Raw genomic sequence first — 19,538 nt, forward strand, 5'->3', positions numbered from 1 at the left:
GAACAAACTGAGCAAAATTCTGACTGAGGGGAGTTGATGCTTTTTCAACTCATTAGCATTCTCTCCAATTGAGCTACGCCGATGTCACTCAAATGGGTGGCATCGGCGTAGCGAGAGTCTATTCATTTTTGGGAGGGGTTATTGGTTAGGGTTTACGCTTAGCCAGGTATTGATGGCTAGGTCTGAGAGGATTGGGGTTTGGCTGACTATCCAGTAGGCTAGCGGGCTGTCTACGAAGAGTTGCTGGACGAAATCAATGGGAATGAGTGATAAGATGAATAAGATAAGAAACAGCATAAAGTACGTCACAAGGAAGTTGATAATGCCTCCGCCGATACGGTCAACGTAGTAATACATATCGTAGTAGGCTAAGCGTTGGAAGAACATGGATAAGAAGTTCGTTACGAGCCAGCCGATGATTGCGATTAGGATGAAGGTTAAACCGCGGTAGAAGGCTTGGTCTACGTAGAAACTTGCCTGTTCGCCGTATAAAGCGAGTTGGCTATCAGCTTGGATAGCTGGAAAAGGCACGAGCATTTCAACGAAGCCGGAAAGGGGCTCGTAGAAGCGAGTGGTCAGGACGAGGGTGATTACGTAACCAATTAGGCGAATCCCTTGTAAGACGAGTCCTCGGCGGTATCCCTGGTAAAAGCCGGCAACAAGTATCAATATGATAAGTAAACTTAACACAGAATATCCCTCCTTAATTTTCAGGCCGTTCAAATGGAACTTTTGGTTGCACCCGTGGCGTGTCGGTTTCCCGGGTATTTCCTGGTGAAGTTAAGGTATCCAAATCTTCTTCTAAAGAAGCAATCTGGTCTTCTTTGACGAGTTGGTCAGATACAGCATTAATGGCCATGAGGATACTGCGGTCCTCTTTGGATAGGCCAGGATCGAGTTCCTTTAGTTGATTTAATTGTTGATTAATAATGTCGACGACAGCGAGAATATGCTCATTTGAATGATCTGAGACGATTATATATTGTTTGCCGTCAATGGTTGCTTTAAAGCGTTGCTTCGAGGTCATAAAGCTTCCTCCTTTATTTACTTGGTTTATTCTATCATTTATTTGCCATGAATGCACGAATGCGTTATGATTTAGCTAATTATTCCCATTTTCTTCAAGAATAGAAAGGAAACTTATGTCATCAGTCACACTTCAAATGTCAGCCCAAGCAATTCGGGAGCTAGAATCGCATTATCATACCCAACTTCAAGCACCTGTCCCTTACAGCGTCTTCCGGGCAAAAGCCAATGGCGTCACAATCACAGCTTATGAATCTGGAAAAGTCCTCTTTCAAGGTAAGAACGCTGAAGCAGAAGCCAGTCAATGGGGACAAGGCGAAAGCCCAAAAGCTAGCTCACAAGCTGCGTCCCAGAGTACCGCTTACGACAAGCTTGCCCTCATCGGTAGTGATGAAGTCGGCAACGGCAGTTATTTCGGTCCTTTAATCGTCTGTGCGGCCTATGTAGCTCCGGAACAGTTCGAGCTTGTTCGTGAGTTGGGCGCCCAAGATTCCAAAAATCTATCCGACGGGCAAATTCGAGATATTGCTTGGCAGCTAAAGGCCACAGTTCCGTATCATTTGACGAATTGCCCTCCAGTTAAGTACAACGAGGTTATAGGCAGTCGTTACAACGCGGTGAGTATTAAAGTAAGCCTGCATAACTTTACAATCCAAAAGCTCTACCACAAATTAACGGCCGAGCAGCGAGAACGGTTGGACGGCGTACTCATCGATCAATTTACACCTGAAGCCAGTTACCGCAAGTATTTGGCTCAAGAAGCTCAACCATATACCGATAGGCTCTATTTTGAAAAGAGAGGGGAGAGTGCGCATTTGGCTGTGGCCTGTGCGTCGATCATTGCTCGGGATGCTTTCTTAGAAAGTTTAGAGACCTTGGGCAAACCTTACGGCAAGACTTTGCCTTCTGGAGCGGGGCCAGCGGCAGATCAATTTGCGGCCGGTCTTCTGAAAGCGCATGGTGAAGAGGCCTTGGCCCAAACTGCGAAATTACATTTCCGTAATACGGAGAAGGCGCGCAAATTAGCCGGCAGTTGAAAAAATGAGAAAAGATAAATCTCTTGGTGTGATGGCACTTGAAAGGCGAAAAACTCAGCTTTCCGTCCTACTTAGTAGAAGGGAAGCTGAGTTTTTGGGTGATAGTTGTTATTTAGGAATGTTTCTTATTGTATGCTACGAGGGCTACACCAGCGACGATTAGTACGGTGCCTGCTCCAATGAGGAGTTTTGTTTATACCTTCACCTGTGTCTGGAAGGAAGCGTTTATCGCCTGCAACTTGATCACGGCTAGTATTGTTCTGTCTTTGGTGTTGTTGGCGGGTATTGCGTACGCGAACGATGTTGTGGTTGACGTTAGTGTTACGGTTACGACGTGCACTCCGATTCGAAGCGGTAGTGCGACGGTTCGAAGTACGGCGATTGCTTCTTTGGTTTGAACGGCTACGGTTCACCCGACCACTCGTACTTGCGCTACTGCGGCTTCGACTTGAACCTGTGTTAGGAGTTACGCCTAAGTTGTCTGTAATGACGATTTCGATATCATTGCTATTGTAATTACTTCCAAAAAACCCTACATCATACATGAGGCACACTAATTCACTATCGCTCAATTGACTTAAAGTGCTTGAGTTAATCGTTGTATTACTGATAATTTCATCACGGAATGCTGTCATATTCTCAATGTGACCGATTTGTGTTTGAATTAATTGGGCGCTTTTGGGTAATTTGGTCTTCTTGGGTTAAAGTATCGTCACTTAAGATAAGTCCAATTTCTTTATGCAAATCACTGGATTCATCCGTTACTTCATCGGTTGAAGTACTTTCATCACTGACAGAACTATCTGCACCGCTTTCTTCACTGACACTTTCTTCCGGCTCAGTCCACCACTCGTAGACCAACTCAACGAATTTATCATAAGCAACGGGTCCTGTGCTGCCACCTGCTAGATAGAGTAGGGTGAAGAGTTCAGCGTCTGACAGAGAGCTGCCGTCTTCTTTTGGCTCCTGGGCTCGACCCACAGCCTCGTCCCTTACTAAATCCACATCTTCCGTCTCTTCGAAATAAGTAAGAATAGTGTCGGCTTCATTTTGCTTTATGCCGCCGGCTTGGACCATTGCTCCAATTCGAGGCGGACTTGTTTAACGCGTTCATGCTTTTGGTGGGCTTTCTTCGGCCTCTGCCATCTATCAGGCCATCTGGCCATGTTTTTGATACTTCTGGACCCATGAATAGACATTGTTGTAGGATACGGCGTATTTCTCAGCAGTTTCTCTATAGGACATCCCGGTCTCTAGATAATCTTTGACAATCTCAATTTTTTCTTCTTGTGTTTTCTTCTGGCCTTTCATTGTATACACCTCGGGTTTAGGAACAACGTCCTTAATTTCTTCCCCTTTAGTATACTTGATTAGCCAGTTTCTTACAGTGCTGTGGGAAGGTATATTGTATTTTAGAGCGAGTTGTCTGATAGGTTCTTGATGATCAAGATACTCTTCAACAACAGCTAACTTGAAGTCATGACTGTAATGATTATTGGAGGTCTTGGTTTGGATGCCAGAATAGCCATGGCTTCTATATTTAGTGACGTAATTAGAAAACGTTCGCTTGGATAAAAGTAGTCCATATTCTTCTCTCAACGTTCTATAGGATATACCGTTCTCTAAATACAAACGAATATATTTCTCTAGTTCACTATCTGAATGTTTCCTCCTTGAACGCATAAAACTCCCCCTTAAGTAGATTTACTTTTTTAAGTGTCTACTTTAGGGGGAGCATATCACCGCCTAGAGGAGGGGATGTTTTAATGATAAAGATAATTGCACAAGGTTTCTTCAACGTCTTATATGGACCCGAAATTGTAGCCTAAGTTTGGAATGGTATATACTGGGGTTGAGCTGGTATCAAGCCAACGTTTCTGGAGTATTTCAATCATATAATCATAGAAAATGCTCAGTTCATCGACGGTCATCATATTTGATACGTAGACGATGCATTTGCCTTCAATTGGCTGCAAACTCAAATTGGTTATCATGATGTCATAGTCAGATTCTTCCAATTCGCCTAAGTCGAGGTGTTTCTTGCTATAGATATCTATTTTAATGATGTCACCGACACACCTCTTTAGGGCACTTGCTAGATATCGTGCGTGATAGTGGTCATATTTACTGAGAACCAGGACACGAATAGGAGCATTTGTTGCTGAAAGTTGGCTGAGGGCCGTTTCCCAGAAAATACAGAGGGTGTAAATTAAATGATTTAACATATTCTCATCCACTGGCCGTTCAAGAAAATCGCGGTAACCTACTAGTCCACGGTATATATCTTGATAGAAAGCTGGGTACATTGATTCAACTTCCTCAACAAAGCGGCGTTTACGCGGGAAGAGAATCGGGGTCACATAGGTATCGAATTGATCCAAGTGAGCGGTATTATGCAAATGATAAATTAATTCCTTACGGTTAGGAATCTCCAAACGGTGCATACTAGAGATATTAGTGAGCATCAAATTTAAGTAAGTTACGGATTGATTGACATAAGTATTCGCCTGCTGGGCCATGTAAAAGTCATCATGGTTGAAATAATAATACTCTCCTGTATATTCGGAAAAAAGTTGTTCCAAAAAATCCATGTTTAATTCGATATCGTAATGCTTTTTAAACTCAGCCTGGAAACGCCGGAAATCATGCATATCCAGGGCAATTTGATACATTGCTTGAATCTTGGAGTGATTGCTCTCAATGCGAAAGCCTTGCAAGGTCCGTGTCATAGCCACCGAAATATTCATTTTAACCATTTGCATCGAGGCGAAAGTCATCGGAACATTTAATAAATCAGTCAAGAAAACTAATAAATCAGTTATAAACGCTTCATCAATCATAGCAAAAGGCCAATCATAAATCGTATAACGCTCTGCATAAAATTCACTCAGAAAATAACGGATACTTTTCTCATCACCGGAGAAATGATAAGGTCGTTTCTCTAAGCGAATTCCAAAAGTTTCCGTCAATACTTCATTTAAGTTATCCACATAGCGGCTGACCGTACTCGGGCTAACAAAAAGGGTGTCAGCCAGTGACGAGGTTGTATGATCCGGATTCTTGAATACTTCCTCAACAATATTTAAAGCAACCGATTCTTTGTTGAAGTAGCGGTAAGCGTTCTCTAAGGGAATGCTCTCATTAATTATAAGGCGCATTTGAGAAGGGTTCGTCTCAACCTCAATCCCAATATCTCGAATTGAGTTTAAATCATTCCGTAAATTATGCGGGGAAGTTTCAAGCTTATCGGCTATCTCAGCAATATCTAGCCACTCTGTATGAGATTGATACAATTCTTCGACTAGCTCCAATCGTCTCAGTTGAGTTTGATGCAGAACTTCTCTCATATGAATCATCCTCCAAAAAAAACAGTCATCCCATACAATATTTGAACACTTAGCATTATTCAAATGTTTAATCTACAATCTAGTATAAATGAAATTGGATTAATTTGCACGTGTTTTATGCTAGTTTAAGTCACGGGACTTTGACACTTGCCAGCCTAAAAAATCTCTCTAAGCGTTGGTGTATAGTACTTTTATTGTCAAATATCTCGTGCATATTTTTCGTACTATTTTTTCATCAGCTACAAATATGACAAAAACATTGTTATTATCGCATTTTCCTTGTATAAAAACCGCTCTATGAATTAGATTACTTTGACACTTATATTATACTTCATACTTCAAAAAATTAAATATTTTTGTATTAAAGCACGAATAGTACGCTTTTTTTGTTGGCATAAACTCCTCTGAAATGTTGATTTAAAGAGGCTTTAGGTACCCTTTGGCCTTTAGGAGTGTCAAACGCGAGAGTATAAATGAAATTGGATTAATTTGCACGTGCTTTATGCTAGTTTAAGTCATTTTGCATTTAAAGGAACTTAAAAAATGGCAACTGTAATCCTTAGAATGATTCTGATGGAAGTAAATATAATAAGTAATACAGCTGTTTAAAACAATTAAAAATGATATTCTGAAATAATAAAGATAATTAAATTTATGAATAAGAAAAGCCACTTCAAGACAATAACTTTCAGCGATGCATGCCGAGAGATACTTTGTTATAATAAACTAACGAACTTATGGAAAGGAAAGGTGACTTTGGCGCAAGATAAAGTTTATGACATTCTAGAATTTGAAAAGATACAACAAGCTGTCGCTGATGAGACACAGACGGAAGGTGGCGCTGCGTTAGCTCGTCGGATGAAACCGACGAAGAATCTACGGACTTTGAGGTACTGGCAAGATGAAACAGCACAAAGTTTGATGTTAATTCAAGCGAACCAGGCTATGCCTATTCCGCGTCTGAATGATGTGACGGTGTCATTGAAGCGACTCACTGTAGGGGCTTCTTTAAATGGGCCTGAGATTGCAGAAATCGGTCGGTTATTAACTTCTGTGCGCCAAGTGGTGCAATTTTTCGAACAGCAGGCGCAAGAAGATAAGACGTATCCAGCATTAGCCCACTGGGTGGAGCAATGTGTGAGTTTGCCGGAAGTGAGCCAAGCGATTCGCCAGGCTCTGAGTGAAGATGGGAGTGTATTGACCTCGGCTTCGGTAGAATTGACCCGGATTCGCCGCCAACAAAGTGCTTTGGAGAATCAAGTCCGCGACCAATTGAATCAAATTGTCAAGAAGCAAGGCAATATTCTCTCCGATAGCATTATTACCATCCGGAATAATCGCTACGTCTTACCGGTTAAGACGGATTTTAGCGGGCAAATGCCAGGGACAGTGCATGATCAAAGTAGTACTGGCCAAACATTGTATATAGAACCCCAGTCGGTGGTGCAACTCAATAATCGACGCTCTGAGCTGCAGGTGGCGGAGCGACGGGAGATTGAGCGGATTTTATTCGAGTTGAGCCAGCAGATGATGCCTTATACGGATGACATTAGCCAAAATCAGCGTATGCTAAGCCGTTTGGATTATATTCAAGCTCGGGCCCTCTACGCTCAGAAAATAGATGCAACTAAGCCAAGCTTCAGTCAAGAGCAGCACGTGGCCTTATGGCAGGCACGCCATCCTTTATTAGACCCTGAAGATGTTGTGGCGAATGATATCTTACTCGGGGAAGAATATCGGGCCTTAATTATTACTGGTCCGAATACAGGCGGGAAGACGATATTGCTCAAGACCTTAGGTTTGCTTCAATTAATGGGTCAATCGGGCTTGCATATTCCTGCGGAAACTGGCAGCCAATTAGGTATTTTCGATGCGGTTTATGCTGATATTGGGGATGAACAGTCGATCGAGCAGAGTTTATCAACCTTCTCGGGACATATGACGAATATTGTCAGTATCCTTGAACGGATGACGGGTCAATCCTTGCTCTTATTCGATGAATTAGGTTCCGGAACGGATCCTCAGGAAGGGGCCGCTTTGGCGATGGCAATTCTGGAATATGTGCGCAAACGTGGGGTGAGCGTAATGGCGACTACACACTATCCGGAATTGAAGGTTTATGCGCATGAAACGCCGTCGACGATTAATGCGAGCATGGAATTTAATAGTGAAACGCTTTCGCCGACTTACCGCTTATTGATTGGGATTCCAGGACGGAGTAATGCGTTGGATATTTCTGAACGCTTAGGTCTTCCACAAGAAGTCCTAGAGATGGCGCGCAGTGGAGTCTCCAGAGATGACCGCTCCTTAAATGAGATGGTGGCCAACTTAGAACGCGAGCGACGTGAAGCAGAAGCGGATCATCGTCAAGCAGAAGTCCGCTTGGAAGAAGCAGAGCAGTTGTACCAGGATTTATATCGTGAGTATAATCGCTGGCTGGAACAAAAGCAGCAAATTGCTGTGAAGGCTCGCGAGGAAGCCAATGAGAAAGTTGCCCAAACCCAGGCGGAAGCGGAGCGTATTCTCTCTGATATTCGTGACTTGCAGTTGGAACAAGGGCAGGCTAATACGATTAAAGAACATACCTTAATTGAGAAACGCTCGGAATTTGATGAATTGAAGCAACCAGCTGAACTGCGTAGTAATAAGGTATTGAAGAAGGCCAAAAGGGCTCGTCAAGAAGAAGCTTTACAAGTAGGCGACGATGTGGAGGTGACCTCTTATGGTCAGCGCGGTACGATTGTGGAACAGTTGAGCCAGAATGAGTATGTTGTCCAAATGGGAATCTTGAAGATGAAGTTACCAGCCGAAGATTTGGAACGGATTGAGAAAGCCGAAACGAAACAGCGCGTTAACGTTCAGCGCCAAGCTGGTAGTAAGGTGCAGACGACTTTGGATATTCGAGGTGAACGCTACGAAGATGGTTTAAAGCGAGTAGGTCAATATTTAGACCAAGCCTTACTGTCTAATCATCCAATGGTAACAATCATTCATGGTAAAGGGACGGGAGCTTTGCGCCAAGGTGTTCAGGACTTATTGCGCAAGCATCCGCAAGTAGAGCGGTTTGAGTATTCTGCACCGAATGCGGGGGGCAATGGTTCCACCGTCGTGTATTTCGAATAAGCATATTCTTCGCTTCAGTGGTTGAATGCTGATAGAATAAAGGTGAAGAAAAGAGAGGAGTGTGCAAGATGATACAGGCAATTAGTGATGCACAATTTAATGAATTAACCGCTTCAGGGGTTACCTTAACTGACTTTTGGGCACCTTGGTGTGGTCCTTGCCGGATGCAGTCTCCGGTTATTGATGAGTTAAGTGAAGAAATGGAAGGTCAAGTAGGCTTTTACAAGGTAAACGTGGATGAGGAGCAAGAGACAGCCCGAGAATTTGGTATTATGTCTATTCCTACTTTATTGATTAAGAAAGACGGCGAAGTGATGGAGAAATTAGTTGGCTTCCATGATAAAAATCGTTTGAAAGATATTTTAAGTGAATATATTTAATGAAGAGAGAGAGCAGCTTTGATTGCTCTCTTTTTTTAATTGAGTTGTCTTTTCAAAGAAGTGAGTTTCGCTTTATCTTGTGAAACAATTTCACAGTGATAGTGTCAAGCTTTGGAAATTATCACTAAAAGTTAAGTTGAATTTTGTGCAATCGGAGAGTCATTTTGTTACACTAGTATTAAGAAAATAAAATGGAGGCGTATAAATTATGATTATTGGAATTCCAAAAGAAATCAAGAACAATGAGAATCGTGTCGCCATCGCACCTGGGAATGTCTCAAATTTAGTAGATGCAGGTCATGAAGTGCGCATCGAGACAGGGGCTGGCTTAGGTTCTAGCTTTACTGACGAAGATTACACAAAATACGGAGCCACCATTGTAGATAGTGCGGAGGATGCTTGGGCAGCAGAACTTGTAGTTAAAGTAAAAGAGCCTTTGGAAAGTGAATACAAATACTTCCGCGAAGGTATGATTCTAATGACTTACTTGCACCTAGCTAACGATGATGCTCTAACAGATGCTTTAATCGAATCAGGTGTTACAGGTGTTGCGTATGAAACGATGGTCCTCAATGGAACCTTACCACTCTTGAATCCAATGAGTGAGATTGCGGGTAGCTATGCAATCCAAATTGGTTCACATTACCTTGAGAAGCATCAGGGCGGTAAAGGGGTTCTCCTTGGTGGTGTCCCAGGTGTTAAGAAAGGTAAAGTTGTCATCATTGGTGGTGGTACAGTTGGTGAGAACGCGGCCCGTATCGCTTTAGGTATGGGAGCTTATGTAACTATGCTTGATGTGAATATTGAGCGTTTGAAAGACTTGAATAATATCTTTGGTGGCCAAGTTGAAACACGCTTTTCTGATTCTTTCAATATTGCTGAATCAGTTAAAGATGCAGATATTGTTGTTGGCTCTGTGCTCATCCCTGGTCGCAAGGCGCCTATCCTAGTGACTAAGGAAATGATTCAATCGATGGAACCTGGCTCAGTTGTGATTGATATCGCAGTGGACCAAGGGGGCAACTTCGAGACTACGGAACATCCAACAACTCACCAAGATCCAATCTATGTTCGTGAAGGTATTGTTCACTATGCAGTCGCAAACATTCCTGGTGCCGTACCACAAACAGCTAGTATGGCTTTAACGAATGCAACCATGTCTTATGTTGCACAAATCGCAGCCAAAGGTATCGAGCAAGCAGCTAGGGATAACTCAACAATCTTTACCGGAGTTAATACAGCGAAAGGTCACTTAACCAATGAAGGTGTCGCAGAAACTTCTAAGCATGATTTCGTTGCTTACGATACATTAATTTAAGATAAGTAAATGGTGCGCGATTTGGTGCATTATACATGAAGCCAAACCCAGGGAGCTATTGTTCTCTGGGTTTGTTTCTAGTATGTGATAAGGGCAAGCAGAATGAGGGAGCCTACTTACTTGTTTGACCTACCTTGGGTCGTATGGATAGATATCATGAAGTAAATTCGGTCATGTATGTTATACTAAAAGAAATCTTTGGAAAGGGTGATTCCATGAATAGTCAACGCGGTCAGGCCCAAGAAGCTTGGCAATCCTTCCGTGACCAATGGCGCCAAAAGAGTTTACCCAAGTATAAGTGGCGTAAATTGTATCTTGTTTTATTTCTGTTTATCGCAATTTATTATTACTTTGTCTTACCACCGATTCACTATGCATCGATGGACTTCTGGTTCTTCCTATTTCTTATCACAACCGGAATTCTGGCCATTGAGGCTTTGGTAGATTTATCACGACTCAATGATCCTAGTCCAAGCGGCAAAGCCAGTCGCAAGTATAAAGGGTACTTCGGCTTCTGGTTAGTGGCGCTATTGGTTGGCGGTGTGTCATATGTCGTCTTCTCTCCAGTCTTCTTTTCTGGAGGCTATGCGTCGATGATTGACGTCAAGGAGCAAAGTTTCGAAGAAGATTTTCCCGAAACTGATTTGAACCAAATTCCCCTCGTTGACCGGGATACTGCTGAGCGCTTGGGGAATCGGCATCTGGGGGCTTTGACGGATTTAATTTCACAGTTCGAGGCGGCCGATGACTACACACAAATTAGTAAGGACGGCTACCCTTATCGGGTCACACCTTTGGAATACGTAGATTTCTTCCGTTGGTTGAATAATTTCAGAATTGGTATCCCGCACTATATTCAAGTTGATAATGTGACTGGGGAAGTAACGATAGAGACGCCGGAAGCTCCGATGAAGTATAGTTATTCAGATATTCTGCACCGAGATGTGCTGCGACGCTTGCGTTTAAGTCATCCCTTTACTCTATTTAACCATCCAACTTTTGAAGTCGATGATTCAGGTCATCCATATTACATTGCGACGACTTATCATCGTAATTTCTTCTTGCGCGAGCCGGAAGTAAGTGGCGTCATTACCTTGGATGCTGTAACAGGTGAAACCGAACTCTATGAATTGGGTTCGGTGCCAACTTGGATTGACCGTGTTTATAGTTCAGACTTGATATTGCATCAGTTGAAGATGTGGGGACGCTATCAAGGCGGCTTTTGGAATTCGCTTTTTGCCCAGAAAGGGGTAACGGAGCCGACGGAAGGTTATAACTACTTGCCGATTGGCGATGATTTGTATCTGTATACCGGGATCACTTCGGTGGTGGCCGATGATTCGAATATTGGCTTTGTGCTGGTGAATTTGCGTACCAAAGAAGCGACGATGTATCCGCTCACGGCAGCTGAAGAATTCTCTGCGATGCGCTCTGCCGAAGGGAGTGTACAGGAGACAAGTTATGCCGCGACCTTCCCGCTATTAATCAATATTCAGGGCAAACCTTTGTATATTCTGACCTTGAAGGACAATTCGGGCTTAATTAAGGAATACGCCTTAGTTGATGCACAAAATTACCAACGGGTCTATACTGCCCCATCGGTTGAACGCTTGTTAGATTTATATGCGCAGGAGAATCCAGTAGATGTGGAGAACTTGCCAAGTCTCGACGAGTTGGAGACAAAAGTTGGTGAGGTGGAATCCGTAGAAGCGGTGGTGGTAGATGGTAATACCGTTTACTATTTCCTAGTAGATGGCCAAGTTTACCGTGCACCTATTGCCTTGAATGAGGCCTTGCCTTTTGTTGAAGCTGGCGATGATGTTCAGTTCAAAGCTTACGAAGATGGATTAGTGCAGGAAATTCAGTTGGATCATTAGTTAAGCGCAAGAAAGTTGGAGTTCTCTATAATAGAGCCTTCAGCTTTTTTTGTGACTTGGTGGTATCGGATGAAAGCTTAGGATTTCAAAATAACTCTAGCCCGGACCTGCCTTGCATAATTATACAAGGTATGCTGAAATACTCTCTCCTGAATAATGCAGTTTTATCAACATTCAGTCATAATGATATTCATTGAGGCGTATCATTTAGGGGGAGTTAGAGAATTACTAGTTTATGCTGTTTGTCAGGGTGCAGAATGGGTTGGAATATGGTTGTGGTTTTTAACTCAGATTGTCTCTTACAAATATATCTTTCCACGTTCATAACTGAGCGTCCTTCACTTTCAGTGGCTAGTTAATTGGATACAAGATGATTAATTTTCTTAGAATTTAATAAGTTTTTTTGCGATGAATAATTGTGAAAGCGGGTGGGTTCGTTTATAATATTGTGTATGAAAGTGAGGGATAGATGTGAGGCAGTATTTACGGAAGGGTATCTTGGCCCTGGCCTCCTTGGCTTTAGTGGGGTGCACCCAGGCTGAGGAGAGCGCTGATGATCAAGCCGTTAGTAATTTGGGGGGCGACCCGATTTCACTTGATCAGGCTTCTATGAAATCACTGCAGGATGAACAGATGCAGTATTATACTGTGTATGAGAAGATTATGCAGTCTTTGGAATCACTGAAAGGCTTGGATGTTCAGACAGAAGAGTCTTTTAAGTGGGCTGAAGGTGAGATGACGCGGACTGGTAGTGGTCAGGAAGCCTATGAGGAAGGTGAATTGACGCAATTCTACACGCAAAATCAAGCTTCGATGGAAGGTTGGACGAAAGCTCAGACTTATGCTTTTGATGGTTCAAAGTATTACTATCAAGCAGATGGGGAAGATTGGGTTGAGGGTGAAGAAGCTCGGCAATTACCGATTAATTATATTACCTTGACGCGTTTATTGGTTGAAGATGAAGCAGCTTGGCAGGTGAGCGAGGATGAGTCCCATTATATCGTTGAGAAGGACTTGGTTAACTCTCAATTATTGGCGTCATTAGGTTATCTGTTTGAGATGCCGGTGCTACTATCACCTCATGCGGAAATAACTGCTTCCATTCGCTATCAAGTTAACGAAGAAACGGGCTTAATTGATCAAGCGGAAGTACAAGCGCAGGTGAAAGACTTGGGTGAGACTTATGAATATCAACTCACTAGCAGTCAAACCGAATCTGAAGGGGATGTACCAGATGTAGATACATCAGCTGGGGCTGAAGCGGTCAGTGAAGCTAAACCCGATGAAGATATTTTTCTAGTAGCCTTCCAAAAAGCTGCCCTCCAACACATGCCGATGTATGAATTGTATGAAACGCAGCAGGGTGGAGCAGAGGCAGAGCCACAAACACGCATCATGGTTTATAATTACTTGCCAAACTTTACGAATGCCGTATTGGAGGGCAAGGTAAGTGGCGAGAATGAGTGGCAGAATACTGGACTGATAATGCGTAATGTGAAAGTGGCAGAAGCGCAAGATGCACCAGAAGCTGTTGAAGCAATGCCGAGGGATTACTATAGTTTCTTCTATGAACGCTTTACCCAAGAATTTAAGGAGTTTGAGTGGATTAAGTCGGAAGAAGAGAATGACTCAGGGCAATATGTTCTGCGTGAATCCGTTGGTGAGAAGTTAGCGGATTTGGAGGCGATTGCTGGCGGCTTAGACTTAAGTCACTTGAAGCGAGACGAAGAAGCGGTCTATGCCATCGATTACATCATCAATCAGCAAACATTGGCACTTGAAGGTGTATATTTATGGAGTTTAACGGCTAAAGATGAGTCCATTGATTATGTGACGACTTTACAGTTTCGACCGCTAAGTCAATCGGTATTGGAGTCATTCGCTCATAGCGTTCCTGATACTTTCTGGAAACAAATCGACGCACAGGTTAATGAATCATAGGAAAGAGGCAGATTATGGTTAACATTCGAGTAGGAATCATTGGTTATGGCAACTTAGGACGTGGCGTTGAAATTGCCCTTCAAGCCCAGGCAGATATGGAGTTGGTGGCAATCTTCTCACGCCGCGGGCCGGCAGGCGTAAGCCCTGTTGATGCTGAAGTGAAGGTTGAATACTTAGATGCTATTTCAGCTTACCAAGGCCGCATTGATGTCATGATTCTTTGTGGGGGTTCGGCAACAGATTTGCCGGAGCAGACACCAGCATTCGCCAAGTATTTCAATGTAGTGGATAGCTTCGACAATCATTCGCAAATCCCTGCCCACTACAGTAAAGTAGATGAAGTAGCGCAAGCTGCTGGCACAACCGCCGTTATTTCAGGTGGTTGGGATCCGGGCTTATTCTCCTTACAACGTGTGTTAGCTGAAGCTGTTCTGCCGAAAGGGGCAACGTATACCTTCTGGGGCAAAGGCATTTCTCAAGGGCATTCAGATGCAGTCCGCCGGGTTGAAGGTGTGAAAGACGCTATCCAATACACTATTCCGATAGAAGAGGCGATGGACCGGGTACGCTCAGGTAGCCAGCCCGAACTTGCAACAGCTGAGAAACACTTGCGTGAAGTATATGTGGTGGCGGAAGCAGGGGCCGACCAGGCAAAGATTGAAGAAACGATTGTGAATATGCCGGGTTATTTCGCAGATTATCATACAACTGTTCATTTTATCGATGAAGCTACCTTACAAGCGGAGCATCAGGCGATGCCTCATGGCGGCTTTGTGATTCGCAGTGGGGAGACGGGGGCAGGTCATCAACATGTTTACGAATTTAGCCTCGCTTTGGATTCTAATCCTGAGTTTACAGCTAGCGCTTTAGTTGCGATTGCACGAGCGAATGTACGGATGCATGCCATGGGCCTCACCGGTGCGAAGACAATTCTGGATATTGCGCCAGCTTGGCTTTCCCACAAAGACCCTGCTGATTTGCGTCGGGAAGATTTATAAGCAACAATCTATAAATACAAGGAGAATGAGGGTGTAGTCATGAAACATTTACCGATCGGTTTTATCGATTCGGGTTATGGAGGATTAACGGTTGTTAAGCAAAGTTTGCGTCAATTGCCGAATGAGTCCATCATTTACGTTGGGGATAATGCACGGGCACCTTACGGACCGCGTTCTTTAACGGAAGTTAAACAGTATATTTGGCAGTTGACCAATTTCTTACGTGAGAAAGGTATCAAAATGCTGGTCATCGCCTGTAATACCGGGACAGCCGCTGCTTTGGATGACTTGCGGCAAACTTTAGCCATTCCAGTTGTCGGCGTGATTCATTCCGGTTGCCGGGCAGCAATCAAGCAGACAAAGACTGGGCATATTGGGGTGATCGGCACCCAAGGAACAATCGATAGTGGCATGTACCGCGATACCTTACAGGAGAAATCAGCGAAACTAAATATTCAAAGCGTTGCGGCACCTGAATTTGTAGAAATCGTTGAGCAGAACCAAATCGAAGATCCTGCCGTCCACGATATTGTCCAAAAGCGTCTTGCACCCTTTATCGGTAATGACGTGGATACTTTGGTGCTGGGTTGTACCCATTACCCTTTGATGAAGCAAGCCATCCAAGATGTGGTCGGCTCCTCTGTTTATTTAATTGATTCAGGCCGTGAGACGATTAACGAGGTGAGCACCTTGTTAGATTACTTCCACTTAAGCCGTTCGGCCGAAGAAGCAGCCGCGGCTCCACCGACCCAACAGTTTTACACTACTGGCAATCCAAGACTTTTTGCCCGCTTTGCCCAGAAGTGGTTAAATGACGGTTCTGTTTATGTGCACCCATTAGAAATTAAAGGAGAGTATCTCGTTGACAACCATACTAATCGCTAGTCACAATGCAGGAAAAATAGCCGACTTTAAAGCACTTTTCCAAAGTTATGATATCAAAGTCGAATCACTCATGGACTATCCTGAATTGCCTGATGTGGAAGAAACGGGCACCACTTTTGCTGAGAATGCCTTATTAAAGGCTCGGACGATTGCCAAAGAGGCAGGACGGATTACCTTAGCGGATGACTCAGGTTTAGTGGTTCCTTCTTTAAACGGTGAACCGGGGATTTATAGCGCGCGTTATGCTGGTGTTCATGGAGATGATGCAGCTAATAATGCCAAGCTTTTAGAACGCATGGCAGGGATGACGGGCGCTGATCGCAGAGCTTTCTTTGTAAGTGTGATTGCCGTGTATGACCCGGCGACTGGGGATGACTTGGTTGCTGAAGGGAAAGTGCGCGGATTGATTTTAGATGAAGCGCAAGGTGAGGGCGGCTTTGGGTATGATCCCTTATTCTATTATCCTGAATTGAAGCAAAGCTTCGGTGAATTGACTTTGGATGAGAAGAATAAGGTTAGCCACCGCCAGGAAGCCTTGAAAGTACTAATGAATCAGTTTCCAGATTGGATGAAAGGGCGGAAGCAGTCATGAAATTCTTATTACTGAGCGATAACCATGGCCGGTGGCCCCAAACCCATGAAGTGATTCAACAATGGCGAGGAAAGGTCGATTACATCTTTCACTTAGGGGATTCGGAATTTGCTTATGATGACCCGATTTGGGAGGATGTCGATGCCAAGGTGACGGGTAATATGGACTTTGATCCAGATTATCCCTTTGTGGAAGTGGTAGAGACACCAGTGGGTCGAGTCTTCCTAGCTCACGGACATCAGCACGGTGTCAATCATGGTCTGGAGAATATTGTCAGCCAAGCGCGTGAAGCAGGGGCCAGTTACGTCTTTCATGGCCATACGCATGTCTTATATGCCAAGCGCTTTGATGATATTTTAGCTGTAAATCCTGGTAGTTTGAATCATTCCCGGGGGATGGTTCGCAATCGGACCTATGCTGTGGTGACGGTTGATGAAGCCAAACAGCGGGTTGAATTCTATGATGAGTCCGGTGATTTATTAGATCAGTTGACCCAGGAATTTGAAAGATAATAAGGGCTCTTTGTCAAATAGGGTTGATGAGTAAATTTAAGGTCAAGCGACTAAATTTGTTGCTTGATCTTTTTCTTTGTTCTTAGGTTCATAAAGTCGGCACATGAGTAATATTCTGTCTCTAAAATGACTGAAGTTTCTGTAACCATAACCATTGCGTTTGAGTAGTTTAATCTTATTATTAATCCCTTCGATAGGACCATTACTAAGGCCTGCATGTGTGAGTGTGTTGTGGATATATTCCCCATACTTTCTGAACGTCCTTAATACACGCCTTAAGCCTTTTGAAAGTGTCATGGACCGGCTTTGTGCCAAAATCTCTTGATATCGTTGCCAGTTCCTATCCCTTAAGGCATCGCCCAATTGATGCACCATTTGATAGGTATCCTTCAAGACGTCGTCGTGCTGAATGAGATAGTCCACAATGCTACGAGTATTGGTTAACCAATCAAACAGTGGGAAGCGATGGTATTCAGTAGACATTAAGTCGCTTTTTGGTTTGAGTATTAATTTCCAATAACGCTTAAGTTTATTATAGAGTCTTGAATCTTTATAACGAACCTCGTTCATGTAACGAATTCGTGTCCGATCTAATTCGCGATTTAAGGCTTGAATTAAATGGAACGGATCAAGAATAATCTTTGCATTTGGAAACCATCGCTTTGCCAGGTGCATGTATGGTTCGTACATATCTATCGTAATGGTTTGAACTTGGTAACGTGCTTGGCGACTAAACCTTGAGAAATAAGCACTGAGTGAGTGTGTTTTTCTGTCTTCGACCACATCTACGATTTTATGTGACAGTGTATCACAACAGATGAAGCTCATCGCTGCTTTAACCGACTTAACGCTTTTAAATTCATCAAAGGATAGATGCTTAGGCAACTGTTCAGTGGACCGTATTCGAATAGCTCGAGCGGTTTCATGAATCACCCGTCGGACTGTATTTGGTGATACAAAAGTATCTTTGGCGATATCTGTTTCACAAGTGACTCTTGTGGCGCGGTCCATAATCTGTTGTTTGACTTGATTCGTAATATAGCAGTCAGGATTAACGATGGATGTCTTCGCTGTAAATGACCGCCCACAGGCTTTGCATAAAAAGCGTTGCTTAGCTAGGATTAAGTAAGCAGGTAAGCCTGATTTGGCTGTTAATGTCAGACGAGAGGAGCGTTTTCCATTACTGACAATGACATAATCATTATTGGCAATGCCACAATGAGGACAAGCCTCCGGTTTATATGCCAATGTTCCTCGATAAAAGAGCGATGTTCGCCCTTTGAATTCTATCTCTTCACAATAATCCATATCGATTTCAATGTTTTTGTCTTTTAATTGGAAGGTTTTTTCGATAAAATGATTCATACGTAGATGTTCTCCTTTATTATTGGGTCAACTTTAATATTAAAGAACATCTGCGTTTTTTGCACTTAAAAACGGTCGAGAAATTTCCATCAACCGTATTTATTTTAGAACCATAATAAGCAAAGAGGTCGATTCTTTGGAATCGGCCTCTTTTGAAATTCACTGTCCTGCGCCTAAGTTTCATCATAGATAGAGCTTGGGAAGTTGATATTATTCTCTTGCAGTTGCAGGATGTATTCGCGGTAAAATTCCCCGCTCTTCTTGTATTGCGCACTGTTTTCGACCATGAAGGTAATGCGGTATAAGAAAGTTTGGTCCATCCCGCGCACAATACCGATAACCGTCGGATCACTGACAATGATGTCTTGATTTTGTTCGTATAAGGCTTGTGTCACTCGGTTAGTGACTGCCTCGAAAGCTTTAATGTTGGTATCATCAGCTAGAGGAATATCGATATTAATTTGCCGATGTGCGCGACTTTGATTATTAATCATGCGAATTTCGCTATTGGGAATATAGAAAATCTCGCCAGAAGCTGCCTTAAGTTCTACAGTACGGATGCCGACTTTTTGGACGGTTCCGGTAATATCGTCGCCGGGTAAGGAAATCAAGTCCCCCACTTCAAATTGATTCTCAAAAATCATGAAGAAGCCGTTAATAACGTCGCGAATTAATTCCTGAGCACCAAAACCAATGGCAACCCCAGCAATCCCCGCCCCAGCAAGCAGTGTGCCGATTGGGAAGCCTAGAAGGGTAAGGACCATGTAGCCATAAAGGAAATAGAGTAAATACATGGCGGCATTACGCAACATGGTTGAGATTGTCTCAATGCGCGTCGGTGAGGAGTAACCGAAACGCTCTTTGAGTTTATCTGAGACAATAATCTCAAAGGTTCGGTCGATGAATTGCCGTAAATAGTAGAATGCAATCGAAATAATGACCAATTGAAGAACAATACTTAAGGAGTCTAGAAGTTCTTCAGACCAAGTATTCGGTAGAAGCCCTTTAATTAGGCGATCTAAACTGGTAATTTGTAACAGCATCACAAGCTTCCTTTCATTAATATATGTTAAGTCTAGTGTAACAAATTTCTGTAAATATTACGTGTAAGACGGTCTACTTTGCCGGCAAAAATTT

General features: G+C 43.3%; 18 protein-coding genes. 10 read left to right on the forward strand and 8 right to left on the reverse strand.

What is annotated here, in order from left to right:
* Nucleotides 1-138 precede the first annotated feature (138 nt).
* Both CL176_RS04630 and CL176_RS04635 read right to left on the reverse strand, forming a co-directional pair.
* Complete coding sequence (locus tag CL176_RS04630) at nt 139-690, reverse strand: CvpA family protein (protein WP_118990251.1); 552 nt, start codon at nt 688-690, stop codon at nt 139-141.
* A 13-nt stretch (nt 691-703) separates the two neighbouring features.
* The gene (locus CL176_RS04635; protein WP_118990252.1) at nt 704-1,027 is read right to left on the reverse strand and encodes a cell division protein ZapA; all 324 of its coding nucleotides are present in this window, start codon (nt 1,025-1,027) and stop codon (nt 704-706) included.
* 115 nt (nt 1,028-1,142) lie between these two features.
* Here CL176_RS04635 and rnhC point away from each other — a divergent pair, with 115 nt between their 5' ends.
* Nucleotides 1,143-2,063 carry a ribonuclease HIII gene (gene rnhC, locus CL176_RS04640; RefSeq protein WP_118990253.1) on the forward strand — a complete coding sequence of 307 codons (921 nt, stop codon included), beginning with the start codon at nt 1,143-1,145 and terminating at the stop codon, nt 2,061-2,063.
* Nucleotides 2,064-2,188: 125 nt separating this feature from the next.
* On the opposite strand, the gene CL176_RS12225 is transcribed toward rnhC, so the two are convergent.
* From CL176_RS12225 to CL176_RS04655, 4 genes are all read right to left on the reverse strand, one after another.
* Nucleotides 2,189-2,698, reverse strand: coding sequence for a hypothetical protein (locus tag CL176_RS12225; protein ID WP_162890824.1), 510 nt, complete (start codon nt 2,696-2,698; stop codon nt 2,189-2,191).
* A 4-nt stretch (nt 2,699-2,702) separates the two neighbouring features.
* The gene (locus tag CL176_RS04645; protein ID WP_118990254.1) at nt 2,703-3,140 is read right to left on the reverse strand and encodes a hypothetical protein; all 438 of its coding nucleotides are present in this window, start codon (nt 3,138-3,140) and stop codon (nt 2,703-2,705) included.
* 72 nt (nt 3,141-3,212) lie between these two features.
* Nucleotides 3,213-3,746, reverse strand: a complete 534-nt coding sequence (locus CL176_RS04650; protein WP_118990255.1) for a helix-turn-helix domain-containing protein — start codon at nt 3,744-3,746, stop codon at nt 3,213-3,215.
* A gap of 119 nt (nt 3,747-3,865) precedes the next feature.
* A complete protein-coding gene (locus tag CL176_RS04655) occupies nt 3,866-5,410 on the reverse strand; it encodes an AcpB/EbpR/MafR family transcriptional regulator (protein WP_162890825.1) in 1,545 nt (514 codons plus the stop codon).
* Between the two features lie 756 nt (nt 5,411-6,166).
* Between CL176_RS04655 and CL176_RS04660 the strand changes: the two genes are divergently transcribed.
* From CL176_RS04660 to CL176_RS04700, 9 genes are all read left to right on the forward strand, one after another.
* Nucleotides 6,167-8,533, forward strand: a complete 2,367-nt coding sequence (locus CL176_RS04660) for an endonuclease MutS2 (RefSeq protein ID WP_118990257.1) — start codon at nt 6,167-6,169, stop codon at nt 8,531-8,533.
* Between the two features lie 68 nt (nt 8,534-8,601).
* Nucleotides 8,602-8,913: a thioredoxin gene (gene trxA, locus CL176_RS04665; RefSeq protein WP_118990258.1), complete on the forward strand. Its 312-nt coding sequence runs from the start codon at nt 8,602-8,604 to the stop codon at nt 8,911-8,913.
* Between the two features lie 208 nt (nt 8,914-9,121).
* Nucleotides 9,122-10,231 (forward strand): alanine dehydrogenase, encoded by a 1,110-nt coding sequence (ald, locus tag CL176_RS04670; protein ID WP_118990259.1) that lies wholly within the window; start codon nt 9,122-9,124, stop codon nt 10,229-10,231.
* Between the two features lie 215 nt (nt 10,232-10,446).
* Nucleotides 10,447-12,108 (forward strand): hypothetical protein, encoded by a 1,662-nt coding sequence (locus tag CL176_RS04675; protein ID WP_118990260.1) that lies wholly within the window; start codon nt 10,447-10,449, stop codon nt 12,106-12,108.
* 471 nt (nt 12,109-12,579) lie between these two features.
* Nucleotides 12,580-14,049: a hypothetical protein gene (locus tag CL176_RS04680; protein ID WP_162890826.1), complete on the forward strand. Its 1,470-nt coding sequence runs from the start codon at nt 12,580-12,582 to the stop codon at nt 14,047-14,049.
* A 14-nt stretch (nt 14,050-14,063) separates the two neighbouring features.
* Nucleotides 14,064-15,047: a diaminopimelate dehydrogenase gene (locus CL176_RS04685; RefSeq protein WP_118990262.1), complete on the forward strand. Its 984-nt coding sequence runs from the start codon at nt 14,064-14,066 to the stop codon at nt 15,045-15,047.
* Nucleotides 15,048-15,086: 39 nt separating this feature from the next.
* Complete coding sequence (gene racE / locus CL176_RS04690) at nt 15,087-15,932, forward strand: glutamate racemase (RefSeq protein ID WP_118990263.1); 846 nt, start codon at nt 15,087-15,089, stop codon at nt 15,930-15,932.
* Entirely contained in the window at nt 15,910-16,524 is a 615-nt protein-coding gene (locus CL176_RS04695) for an XTP/dITP diphosphatase (RefSeq protein WP_118990264.1), read from the forward strand. Before racE ends, CL176_RS04695 begins: the two co-directional genes overlap by 23 nt.
* The gene (locus CL176_RS04700) at nt 16,521-17,036 is read left to right on the forward strand and encodes a metallophosphoesterase family protein (RefSeq protein ID WP_118990265.1); all 516 of its coding nucleotides are present in this window, start codon (nt 16,521-16,523) and stop codon (nt 17,034-17,036) included. Before CL176_RS04695 ends, CL176_RS04700 begins: the two co-directional genes overlap by 4 nt.
* 42 nt (nt 17,037-17,078) lie before the next feature.
* Here CL176_RS04700 and CL176_RS04705 read toward each other — a convergent pair whose 3' ends face one another.
* Together CL176_RS04705 and CL176_RS04710 are read right to left on the reverse strand one after the other, a co-directional pair.
* Entirely contained in the window at nt 17,079-18,401 is a 1,323-nt protein-coding gene (locus tag CL176_RS04705) for an ISL3 family transposase (RefSeq protein WP_118989665.1), read from the reverse strand.
* A gap of 173 nt (nt 18,402-18,574) precedes the next feature.
* Nucleotides 18,575-19,444 (reverse strand): mechanosensitive ion channel family protein, encoded by an 870-nt coding sequence (locus tag CL176_RS04710; RefSeq protein ID WP_118990266.1) that lies wholly within the window; start codon nt 19,442-19,444, stop codon nt 18,575-18,577.
* Nucleotides 19,445-19,538 lie beyond the last annotated feature (94 nt).

This window comes from Suicoccus acidiformans (assembly GCF_003546865.1).
Classification (GTDB): domain Bacteria; phylum Bacillota; class Bacilli; order Lactobacillales; family Aerococcaceae; genus Suicoccus; species Suicoccus acidiformans.